This is a genomic window from Clostridium aquiflavi (assembly GCF_031344075.1).
GTDB lineage: Bacteria > Bacillota > Clostridia > Clostridiales > Clostridiaceae > Clostridium > Clostridium aquiflavi.
The window spans coordinates 1-13048 of the sequence record NZ_JAVJAN010000058.1 but is presented as its reverse complement, the minus strand read 5'-3'; the positions used below and the strand labels follow the sequence as shown (position 1 = coordinate 13048).

The following is a 13048-nucleotide window of genomic DNA, read 5'->3' as shown; positions in this document are numbered from 1 at the left end:
CTTAAATTCTTAAATTCTTAAATTCTTAAATTCTTAAATTCTTAAATTCTTAAATTCTTAAATTCTTAAATTCTTAGGAATTATATTCTTTTATATTAATTTAGTTACATCTATTTTTTCATGCTCTCTATTTAAAATACTATTTGTTGTATAAACCTTTTTAATTAAATCCGTTTTTAAAATATCTCCCTTAAATATAGTATCTTCACAATGAGTTACAACTAAATATATTTCTGTAGCTCCCATTTCTCTAAGTTTACCTGCTGTAAGTGTAAATGTTCCGCCTTTTGAGCATAAATCATCTACAATAATTGCTTTAAACTTGTTATTATCTAAAGTTCCATTTATATCAAGCTTTTTAATATATCCACTTTTAAAATCTCTTTCCTTATTTGCAGTTAATACTCTGCCAAATTCAATTTGCTTACTATACCTTTTAGCTGCTCCTGCATCTGGATAAACTAAATAAATAGGCTCATCTTCATTTTCTTTAACTTCATTTAAAACTTTTTCTGTTAATTCTTTAGACATATTAATTACTCTTACCCTATCAAGTAATGCAACACTTACGTCTGAATGTGGTTCATAAATATATACATTCTCAAAATCTAATGAATTTATCAATTTACAAACATGTTTTAATGTAAACACTGTCATACCTTCAGTTCTGTCCATTCTGCTATATGGCATATATCCCATAACTAAATTACATCTTAAATTGAATTCGTCTAAATGACCTTTAATAAATATTAATTTAGTTATATCTTCATCACTTTCAAATTTTAATTTTATCTCATTAACTTTTTCATTTATAATTAAGTTTTCACTACTAATTAATGATTCTCCATTGGGGAATTTTCTCATCTCAACCTTTTTTCCATTTAAATATAGCATTTCCAAATCCACCTCTCTATGTGAATATTTATATTATAATTTAAAATTTATGTTCAAAATTTTCATTAAACTTAAATACCTTAGCTGGTCTAAAAGGCTTACCTTCTATTTTTTCATCAGTTTCTATAATCATGTCATCCATTTTTCTTCTAAAATTTAAGATTTCTCTTCCCATGATTGCTTCGTATACAAATTGTAGTTCTTTCACTGTAAATAATCTTGGTAATAAATTTAATGCAATTGGTGTATATTCTATTTTATTTCTTATTCTATCAATAGCATAATCTAATATTTTGTAATGATCAAAAGCTAATTCTTCATTTGAAGTATTCATTAGCTTATAAGTTAAAACTTTTCTTCTTAATATACCTTTTTCTATTTTTTCAGTGATTTCATAAGAAATTTTTGTTTTTTCACAATCTTCAGCTTTAAGTTCTAAAATATATTTATTTATTATATATTTTTCATCTTTAGTAGATTCGATTAAATCTTTTTTTATCCAAAACCATTTTGTTTCCATAGTATCTTTTGTTTTATTAAAATTAATATTTTCTTTTGCTATTAAGGCTATATTTCCAACACTTATAACCCTAGTTCTTGGATCTCTCTCTACTTCTCCAAAAGTATATAATTGTTCTATATAAACATTATCTATTCCAGTTTCTTCTCTCAGTCTTCTTATAGCCCCTTCTTCTAAGCTTTCATCCATTTTTACAAAACCTCCTGGAATTGCCCATTTCCCTTTAGACGGATGATCATCTCTTTTTACTAAAAGCACTTCCATACCCTTTCTTGGAACTTTGCGTGAATTTTCTTCTAACACATCATCAGTGGTAAATATTATTACATCGTTTGTGACACTAGGTCTTTCAAACTCATTAACATCATAGTTTTTCAAAAATATTTTCTCATCTATATCTAGTTTTTCTTTATTCATACTTTTTCACCTCTAAACTATTTAACTTAATTTTTTAAGAGATTATTTTCTTTGATAATATCTTTTAGATATTATCAATTTGACTTTATGTATTTATAATACATTATATGGTTTTGTTTGTAAAGAGTTCCTTTGATTTTTCGATAAATATATATACAGAAAAATATAAAAAACAAAAATACATTATTATAGAAACAATTCAAATACGAAGGGGAAATACATTAAATGAAAAAAAGAAATCAAATTATTTCAAGCTTAATAGCAATAGCAATTACTACAAGCATTACTAATACATGTGCTTATGCTAAGGATGAAAAAACTAATGATGCAATTAATACAGAAAATTATAATAGTGAATTAGAGAAAGATACTTTAGACTTGAACCAAAGTAAAGTCACTACTGGTGCAGCAGCTTTTATTACTCCAGTGGAAAATACTAAAGTAGATGAAATAGTTGAAGAAAATGAAGAGGAAGTTATAACAATTGAAAATAGTGAACGAACTTTAGATGAATATTTAAAATCTAAAGTACCTAAAAATAGTAGACGTGTAAAAAGATATTCTAATTTTAGTCTTTTTGAAAGCAATAAGGAAGAAATTAAAGAACGAATTAAAAGTGGAATTGAAAATTATGAGACTGATATTGATATAAAAGATCTTGTTAATATAGATGATATAAAAAATAATCAAAATAAAATTCTCGACTTATACTTTGATGTGATGTATGAAAATCCACAAATTTTCTATTCTAGTCCAACTTCTGTAAATTTCGGTAAGTGTACAATTAAATCTTCTGGAGAATTAAATTCCTGTGATATACAAGTGACTTATGAATATAGTAATGATGTTATAGATAAAATGAGAGAAAAACTAAATAGCAAAATAGCTGCTATTAAACAAAAATATTTAGATAACTGCTCAACAAACTTAGAAATAGAATACGCTGCTCACGACTATATTACACAAAACTGCACTTATGATAAAGATAATTATGATAAAGATACAATTCCAAATATTTCACATACATCATATGGTGCACTTGTTAATCAAGTAGCTGTTTGTGATGGATATTCAAAAGCTAATATGCTTTTATTAAATGAATATGGTATTGAAGCTGGAATAGTCACAAATGCTGATCATGCATGGAACTATGTAAATATAGATGGAAATTACTATCAAACAGATTTAACATGGGATGACCCTACTCCAGAAACTAATAAAATTATGTATAAAAATTTTAATTGTTCAGATAGTGTAATGAGTAAGATACATACATGGACATCTACAATACCTGGAAATTGTATTGATACAACCTTTGACAATTTATTTAGAATAGTAAGTGGAAATAGCGTTAGTGAAAAAAACGCGGTAAGAATTAAAGATAAATTATACTATTTAGATGGGGCTGACTTATGGAAATGCAATTTAAATGGTAGTAATAAAATTTTATTTAGTAGAAATATAACCCCAAGTGCTAATATGGTAAATTTAACTGCTCACAATAAAGATATATATTATTTATCTGAACTTGAAATTAAAAAAATTAATATAGATGATAAACAAATAGAAACTTTTAAAAATTTAAGGTCTGAGTTTAACTTTACAAGCGGATCATATTCTGTACAATTTTACATAAAAGATAATAAACTAAATATTAAATTTGGACAAAGCAAAAATGATACTAATCTTAAATATTCAACCAAAGAATACGAATTAAGTAGTACTGAAGATGTTGATACAGATAATTCAGAAGAAAAAGTTCAAGATGTTATAAAACTTAATAAGTTTAATTTACAAACACTATATAATGATAACAAAGATAAATTGAATGGAAATTATACAGATGGAACTTGGGCTGTATTCTTAAATTCATTAGATGAAGCTAAAAATATATTAGATAGAGATAATATAACTCAAGTTGATGTAGATAATGCAGTAGCTCGTTTACAAACAGCAATAGATAATTTAAAAGAGAAACATCAAGAGATTATAAAACTTAATAAATTTAATCTGCAAAAACTATATAATGCTAATAAAGATAAGCTTAAAGGTAATTATACAAATAATACTTGGGATACATTCTCAGATTCATTAAATGAAGCTAAAAATATATTAGATAGAGATGATATAACTCAAATTGATGTAGATAATGCATTACTTTATTTGCAAACAGCAATAGATAATTTACAAGAAAAAGTTCCAGATATAATAAAACCTAATAAAATAAACCATGATTCTTCATCAACTGGCGGTTCAAGTGGTAGTTCAAGAGGTAACGGTTCTAGTGAAAAAAATAGTTCAGGTTCAAGATCATCTGAAAGCAAAATAGCTATAACAAATGAAAATAAGAATATTAATACCAATAAAATTAATATTAGTGATTCATCAAATTTAAATATAGTAAGTACAGTAAAAAATGTAGCTAAAATATTGACTGAAATTAATACTGTTGATAAAGAAATCTCTTTAGACGAAATTTATGAAATTAATAGTGGTGATTTAAAAGGAACTATAGCTAACTTAAAATCAGATAACAAGGAATATATCTATATTTCTTGTACAAATAATGCAGAAAATGCTAACATTAATTCAATTAAAATAGATGCTAGTAAATTAAACAGTAAAGAAAAGTATATTTATAATTTAGATAATGTAACAAACAAATTAATATTTATAAATACTATTCAAGATGATTCAGTTGAAATACAAGCTAACAATCAAACTCAATACATATTATCAAATATGGAAATTCAATCTTTGAAAAATAATAATTGGAATAAAATAAATGATAATTGGCTATATGTTGAAAATGGACAAGTCGCAACAGGCTGGATTAAAACATTAGATAGTAAATGGTATCATATGGATAATCAAGGTATAATGCAAAAAGGTTGGGTACAAGATAATAATAAATGGTATCACCTATCAAATAGTGGATATATGAATACTGGCTGGTTTAAAGATACTGATGGAGATTGGTATTATTTAAATACAGATGGTTCAATGAAAACAGGCTGGTTTAAAGATGTTAGCGGTAATTGGTACTACCTAAAATCAAATGGTTCAATGGCAGTAGATACTAAAGTAAATGGATATTATGTAAATAAAAGTGGTTTATGGGAATAAACAAAAAAGAAAAATGGATTTGCATTACACAAATCCATTTTTCTTTTGATCTAATATATTTTTTTATATACTTCTTTCTTCTAACGCTAATACACTAATATAATTATAAATTTAAAGTTTGTTTTAATTTATCAGTATTTTGTTCTATTTCAAGAAAAATTTCTACTAATTTGTTTTGATCTATTTTAAATATTTCTACCTTTTCCTCATTTGGTTCTTCAATAGGTTTATTTAAAGGCATTCTTCCATATGAAAAATCAAGAGTAATGTACTCATTAGTATTTGCTATATTTTTATTAAAATTAATTTTATCAAAATCAAATTTTAAATACTTATTTTCTTTATTAAAATCATATTTACCATTATAAGCAAAAGTCATCTCTTCCCCATTAGCACCAAACTTAAATTCTCCATTTAATTTTTTACTCTCAGTATCATATTTAGTATTTAAATCAATACCTAGTGTTTCTCCATGACTAGTAATTTTACCTGAAAATACATTTTGAGTGCTAGATTCTTCATTTATTGTTTTTAAATTCATATCTGCATTAGCTTGTACACCATTATTATCAAAAAGCATAGATATATCAATGTCATCACCAATATTATCTTTTCCTTTATATTCAATTGATGAATTGATTTTTAAAGTATCATCTTTCATATTTATACCTGTATCAAAATCAGTCTTAACAGCTCTACCTTTTTTATCAACATAAACTTTCATAGAGATATCATTTACTGAAAAATCATTTTTTAAATAAGATATAAACTTTTCTAAACTCTTAAATGAATCAAGCATTTCATCTGAATTTTTCACAGTAGATATACTATTAAAGTTTTTAAAATATCTATTTAATATATTTCTTGCCTCTGTATCATTTTCAAAATAATCATAAATACTTAATAAAAACTTATCTATTTCATTTTTAGAAATGGACACATCATATCCCTTACATTTTTGATTTACTCCATTAATCATAATCTCTTTAGACTTATCTAACTTTTTAACTATAATACTATCAGCTATTTGTGATAAATCATTTTCATGAGATTTTAAATAGCCTTTAACTAAAACCTCTTTAAGTTCATTATATGTTGGTATTTCATCATCTTCAAACATTTTTAATGTTATTTCATCATTAGGCATTCTTCCTTGTTGTCCAAAAATAGAATTATTATATTGATTTTGAATATTTTCACAATCAAACATAAACCATTTACTATATATTGATGGTAATTTAACCATAAGTTTTTGATTATCTGTATAAACATTAAAGCTTCCTGTGTCTTGACCTTGATATTTTGCTGATAAACTTATTAAAGCTTTTTTATTATCATTATCTATAGCGGACGTTAATTTAAATCCTGTACCATAAGCCTCTTGTAATTCCTCTATATTGCTTGATACCATATTCATTTCCATTTCTTGATTTAATCCCTTATCATATACATTTAAGAAATCTTTTTCTCCTGTTACTTGTTCAGAAAATGTTTTTCTAGAATTTAATTCATCATTAGTAGCTTTAAGTGCTTTTACCACCTTCACTTTAGGATTATTGACTATAGAAAAACTTGCTATTGCAATAATTAGTACCACAGTTGCTATGATGCATGTTATTGCTATTAATGGTTTTTTATTTTTTTTATTAAGCTTTTTTTGTTGTTGATTTTCACTATGTGAATTTTCATTGCTTGGTTCATTGGGTGAATTTGAATAATTTTCACCATTCTCATTACTTTGAAGTCCACTTTCAATAGTCTTCTCATTTTCATTAATTGTAATTTGTCCCTCTGTTTTAGTTACTTTTTTATCAGCTACTTTGCTGATATTTTCTTCATTAGACTTATGGTTTCCCATATTTGTTTCATCATTCATTATTATTTTTACCCCTTGTATAAATTTATTTAATAAGCCATTGTTTCAATATTAGGATTAGCTTTTAAATATCTAAGCCCTGAACCTAAATAATATTTTTATTTATAATTAAATATCAATCCAATTTTAAAACAAAGCATTATTTTTTAATTAATTTTAAAACCTTATCTTTTTCTTCTTTGTATTCCTCATCATCTGATTTTATTTCTAAAGCTTTATCAAAATATTCTAAAGCCTTGTCATATTCTTTATTTTCCTTATAGATTTTACCAATACCAAAATATCCTGAATGGCATTGTTTTTCATCACAATCACAACTAATTGGTGCTGTTTTAATTGCCTTTATATAAAATTCATAAGCTTTATCATTATTACCTATTTTACTATAACAACGCGCTACGCTTTTATAAGTACAAGCATGCTCTTCACCATCTTCAATTAATTCTAGATAATACTCTAATGCCTTTTTATAATACTTTTTAGCGCTCTCTGTCTTACCTAATTCATCATATGAATCCGCTATTTCAAGGCTAATCTTCCTTGTATCATCTAAGTATTTTTCTTGCTTTTTATAATATTTAATAGCTTCCTCATGATTATCCCATGCTTTTTCATAACAATCTCCAATATTTTTATATGCATCCTTATGTTCAGGATCAAGTTCAACTGCTTTTTTATAATTTTCAATTGCCTTTTCATAATCTTCAAATCTTATTTCATATAATACACCTATACAATTATATAAATAAGCAGTCTTACCAGTTGCTTCAATTTGCTTTTGATAATAAGTTAACGCTTCGCTATAATCCTCCAACTTTCTATAACAACTTGCAATATCAGAATATCCATTTCTATCTTCAGGGTTTAACTTCATAACATTCTTGTAATTTTCAATTGCTTTATTATAATCATTCAGATCATTTTCATATAAGTTTCCAAGTTGATTATATATATATTCGTTACCACCTGTTATTTCTAATCCTCTTGTATAGCACTCAATAGCTTTTGTATAATCTTCTAATAAGCCATAGCAATATCCTAAATTTACAAAAGCATAATCATTTTCCTTATCTATAGCTGCTGTCTTACTAAAATACTTTATTGCATTTTCATAATCGTTTAAGTCATAAGCATAAGTTGCAGCTATTGTATTATAAAAATATTCATAGTCACTATTAAATTCCATTTGTTTCTCTAGATACTCTATTTTCTTTTCATAATCTCCACGCCAATTCCCATACAAATTAGCTATATTACAATAGGAATACATTTGTTTAGGATTTACCTCTATAGCTTTTTCATAACACTTAAGAGCGTCTCTAAACTTTTCCAATTTTTCATAAGCTAGTCCAAGACTATTGTAATATTCATCATAGTTAGGTTCTATTTTTATAGCTTCTATATAACACTTTATGCATTTTTTATATAAGCCCATTTCATCATATAACATTGCTTTTCTCTCATAAGCAACATCTTGATTATTACCTTTGCTTATAATTATATCCGCATCTTTTAAAGCATTATCATATTGTTTTAAATCCTTATATATGCTCATACGCAAATAATAATTGCTTAATTTATCTTCGTCTATTTTTATACACTCATTAACATAAGAAATAGCTTTATCATACTCTTGTTCATAAGAACTTAATAAAGATAACTCATAGTAAATCTCATCTTTGTTGCCTTCTTCTTCTAAAAATTTGTTAGCTAAATCAAAAGCTTCATCATATTCTTCTAATTTTCTTAATGTTCTTACTTTATATATCTGAATTTCTCTATTGGTTATATCGTAATCTTCAGTTTGCTTTATTAAGCTTAAGGCATCTTCATACTGTCCTACTGTATAATATATTTTAATTTCAATACTATACGCATCTGTAAAATAAGGATATATGTTTATACACTCTTCTAAGCTTTCTAGCGCTTCTCTAAAGTTTTCTAATTTATAAAGAGCTTCCCCTTTGCATAAATACACATGTGCATTATTCGCATCAAGTTCTAATGCTATATTGCATGCATATACAGCTTCTTCATATCTATTTAATTTATTAAGCACTCTACACTTTCTAAAATTAGCTTCTCCATAGTTATGTCTTAATTCTAAAGCTTTATTATACCATTTTAAACCTTCATCTAATTTATTTAAATTTTCAAGTTGTCTACCCTCTTGAACACAAATATATGGCGTATTATTCTCATCATCATTTATCTCATACCACTTTTCAAATAATGCAAGAGCTTCTTCATATCTCTTCAATTCAGAATAAGTTCTTCCTAATAAATCATAGTACTCGCACTTTTCATCATCTTCTGGTTTTATGCTTTCAGCAGTCTCTTTTGTATCCTCATAAGCATATACTTGAAATTGCAGCCAAGCTAATTTAAATTTAAACTCATTGCCTTCTGCACTCTTAACTTCTTCTTTATACTTTTCTATAAGCTTTAAATTTGTATCACGAACACAGGTCATTATATATTCATTATAAGGATAAATCTCTAGCACTTTTATATAATATTCCTTTGCATCTTCGTATTCACCAAATTCAAAATAGCAATCTGCAAGACCTTTTATAGCACCTATATTTCCTCCATCTTCCTCAAGAACTTTTTCATAATATTCCTTAGCTTTTTGTATATGTTCTCCACCTAAATAAAATTCAACTTGTGCTAATATAAAATAAGAATATTGGTCTTTATATTCTTCTATTAGTTTATCTCCTAATTTTTTAGCCTTTTCAAATTCTTTAGTATAAAGATGATACTTAATCTTTAATATAGTCATGTCTGGATGATCAATATTAAGACCATCTACCCTATCCAATATTTTTTTTGATTCATCTAGTTTATCCTCTTTTAATGCTGATCTTAATTCATAAAAAAGATATATAAATTCATCATAATTTCTATCTTCATCGCAGTTAAAAAGTTCATATCTTATATCATCATTGCTGTCTATTTTATACATTAAAAAATCAACAAAGTTTTCATGATAGCTTTGTTTAAGTTCTTCTTCTTTTTCACTCCAGTTAAAACTTTCATCAAATAACTTAAATATCTTACTTGGCATATAATATTCATCCATAAGAAAAGTAAGTAGCTTATCACTAACTTCTTCTGCTGAATCCAACTGAAAACAAACCTCTTCTTCTAATAACTTTTTCCAATATTCTTCATTAATCCTTAAAGAAAACTCATTATATAATTTTCTAACCTTATTAATCCATATTCCTGCTGGGGAGTTATCTTCATCTATATTACACTCATCTGACATCTGCAAAGCCTCTTCATAAGCTGCTCTTAACCTTTGAAAGCCTTCAGCATCATCTTCAGGATTATAAATGCTTAATCTTTCCATATAAGCTTCTTTTATTAAATTTTTATCTTTAGTTTCTTTTATTCCTAGTACTAACCACGTGTCCATAAAATCCTCCTATAACCATTCATCATCAATGTCCTCTAATACTTCTTTAAGATCTTTTGCTACTTTCTGAACTTCTCTTTTATCTTGTTTGTCCAATACATTTTCAAATTCTTCAAGAAGTTTAGCTATATATTCTCTTTTTTCCCCTATATTTTCTTCATATAACCTCTCACCTCTAGATAAAAGAAGTTTATTTTCTTCTTCCTCTCTTGGATGAATTTTAAGTTCCTTAAGTTCTTCTAACCTTTTTTCAACCTCTTCATCACTCATAGAATTGGAATTATTTTTTATAATTATTCTTTTCTTAAATTCAGTACTAACTACTGTAACTTCCACTTCTAATATCCCATTAATATCATATGTATAACGTATATCTATAGATTGTTCTCCACCTTTTCCCTTTGGAACTGGTACATTGATTTCTCCAAGATAAATATTATCTTTAGATAATCTACTTTCGCCTTGAAGCACCTTTACTGATATAGACTTTTGATTATCATATATGGTATATAATCTATCAATCTTACTAACAGGAATTATAGTATTTCTCTCAATTATTGGGTAAAAATGTCCACTTTCATAATTTCCATTGGCTTTTTCAATAGAAATGCTTGTACCTAATGTATATGGGCACACATCGGTTAGAACTATTTCTCTAATAGCCTTATCTCTAGATTTCATAGCACCTTGAATAGCAGCACCTAAAGATACTGCTTCATCAGGATTAATATGCACAAGAGGCAATCTTCCAAATAATTTAGCAACAAAATTTCTTATAATAGGTAACTTTGTTGCACCTCCAACAAGAACAATGCTATCTATTTCTCTAATCTTTATAGATGCATCACTTAAAGCCCTTTCAATTGGTCTTCTAAGCTTTTTCAGTATTAACTGACATGACTTTTCATAATCATCTAAATTTAAGCTATATTCTAATACTTCCTCTTCAACCTTACATTTCATTATTACTTCTTTTTCTTTACTAAAACTTAATTTAGTAATTTCAGATTGTCTTTTTATATTAGATAAAGTTTTATTATCAAGATTTTTCTTATCAAGCTTATATGAATTAATGAACATATTTTCAATTATTTCTGTAAAGTCTTCTCCACCCAAATAGTTATTACCAGCTACAGCTCTTACTTCCATAACATTTTTATATAATTCTAAAATAGAAACATCAAATGTGCCTCCACCAAGATCAAATACTAAAAATTTTGTATTATCTTTCTTTTGATTAAGTCCATAAGCTATAGCAGCTGCCGTTGGTTCATTAATTAATCTTTCAACCTTTAATCCTGCAAGTTCTCCTGCTCTTTTAGTTGCTTTACGTTGTGCATCATTAAAGTACGCTGGTACACTAATAATTGCTTCGACAACTTCTTCCTTTAAATAAAACTCTGCATCTTCCTTTAAAGAACGAAGTACAAAAGAAGATAATTCCTCTGGTAAGAACTCCTTACTGCCAAGCTTAAATACCTTTTCACTTCCCATACTTCTTTTAAAAATAGAAACAGTATTCTCTGGATAAACACTCTGTCTTTCTCTTGCAATCTTTCCAATATAAATTTGCTCATTTTCATCTATACTTACTACAGATGGAGTTAATAAATCTCCTAATCTATTTGGTATAATAGCAGGCCCATCCTCAGTAAAATAAGATACCAAACTATTAGTAGTTCCTAAATCAATCCCAATAATGGCCATTATTCATCCCCCTGTTTTTCCTTCTTCTTATTACAAATTCTAGTTTTATTATGTTATACTTCACATTTTTTATTATAATCACTCCTATTAAGGATTTTAAAAGTGATTTTTATTTTATAGTTCAACATCTTATTTAATAATTTTTACAAACCCTATCATTAAGTTATTTCCTATATTTTTTAGATTCTTATTTCATTTTAAATCTATAATAATTAATTCCATTTTTAGAAACATAATCTATATATAGTATATTTTCGTTCATATCAGACATTTCTTTACATTAAGTTTACAAAATAAACTAAAAAATCACTTAAGATAACTAAATCCTAAGTGATTTTATAAACTACTAATGACTTTCTTTTTTTACTTTTATATCTCATGATTTACCTTACTATTCATCATTTTTCATTTTCTTTTTGATCTAAACCAAAAAGCTTCTTCTTCATTTTGATTTTCGTCTATATTTAAATGAAACTTTATTAACTCTTCTTTTACTGCTAGAACTTTTCTTTCAAGTGATGCTCCACACAAAAGTGAATTATATATTTTAGTTTGCCATACTCCATTTTTTCTTCGCAATTTATATTTATAAATTATTTCATCTTGATATTTGCAGGCTTTATAATCACTAACATATACATCCTTTTGCTTGAAATAAATATTATCTCCTATATTGTATCTTTCTCTACTCTTTATTTCATAGTAAAAATAGTCTGTATCATGAAAACCTAACTCATACCCACCTGATTTATAAAATGTTTTTATATCTACTATCTTCATTAACTCATATGGTGACTTCACCCTTAATTTATTAATCATAAGTTTAATTTTTCAAATAAAAAATAACAGCAATATCACCATTTCTGATTATCGCTGTTACTTTAATTCTTAATTATTTTAATTTAATCTTAGTTTCTTTATTTCATCAATGCTAAGGCCTGTTTTTAATGATATAGTCTCATCATCTAAAACATCCAATAAATTTTTAGCAATCTCAATTTTTCCTTTTTGAATTCCTTTTTGAATTCCTTCTTCAATTCCAATTTCTTTTCCTTTTTGTTCATAATACTTTTGTCTTATTTGA

At 26.1% G+C, this 13048-nt stretch carries 7 protein-coding genes and 1 pseudogene; 1 reads left to right on the top strand and 7 read right to left on the bottom strand.

Going from position 1 to position 13048, the window contains the following annotated elements; translation table 11 throughout:
• Window positions 1-90: 90 nt before the first annotated feature.
• A complete protein-coding gene (locus RGC78_RS15050; RefSeq protein WP_252212400.1) occupies window positions 91-894 on the bottom strand; it encodes a ribose-phosphate diphosphokinase in 804 nt (267 codons plus the stop codon).
• A gap of 40 nt (window positions 895-934) precedes the next feature.
• Window positions 935-1831: an NUDIX hydrolase gene (locus tag RGC78_RS15045; protein ID WP_252225316.1), complete on the bottom strand. Its 897-nt coding sequence runs from the start codon at window positions 1829-1831 to the stop codon at window positions 935-937.
• A gap of 225 nt (window positions 1832-2056) precedes the next feature.
• Between RGC78_RS15045 and RGC78_RS15040 the strand changes: the two genes are divergently transcribed.
• Window positions 2057-4957 (top strand): transglutaminase domain-containing protein, encoded by a 2901-nt coding sequence (locus RGC78_RS15040; protein WP_309556899.1) that lies wholly within the window; start codon window positions 2057-2059, stop codon window positions 4955-4957.
• A gap of 103 nt (window positions 4958-5060) precedes the next feature.
• Here RGC78_RS15040 and RGC78_RS15035 read toward each other — a convergent pair whose 3' ends face one another.
• The 5 genes and pseudogenes from RGC78_RS15035 to RGC78_RS15015 all read right to left on the bottom strand — a co-directional run.
• Entirely contained in the window at window positions 5061-6833 is a 1773-nt protein-coding gene (locus tag RGC78_RS15035) for a hypothetical protein (protein ID WP_252225312.1), read from the bottom strand.
• Between the two features lie 139 nt (window positions 6834-6972).
• Window positions 6973-10257, bottom strand: a complete 3285-nt coding sequence (locus tag RGC78_RS15030) for a tetratricopeptide repeat protein (RefSeq protein ID WP_252225310.1) — start codon at window positions 10255-10257, stop codon at window positions 6973-6975.
• Between the two features lie 9 nt (window positions 10258-10266).
• Complete coding sequence (locus RGC78_RS15025) at window positions 10267-11964, bottom strand: molecular chaperone HscC (RefSeq protein WP_252225308.1); 1698 nt, start codon at window positions 11962-11964, stop codon at window positions 10267-10269.
• 405 nt (window positions 11965-12369) lie between these two features.
• The gene (locus tag RGC78_RS15020) at window positions 12370-12783 is read right to left on the bottom strand and encodes a hypothetical protein (protein WP_309556898.1); all 414 of its coding nucleotides are present in this window, start codon (window positions 12781-12783) and stop codon (window positions 12370-12372) included.
• Window positions 12784-12861: 78 nt separating this feature from the next.
• A pseudogene (locus tag RGC78_RS15015) lies at window positions 12862-13048 on the bottom strand (Rpn family recombination-promoting nuclease/putative transposase); the annotation flags it as partial.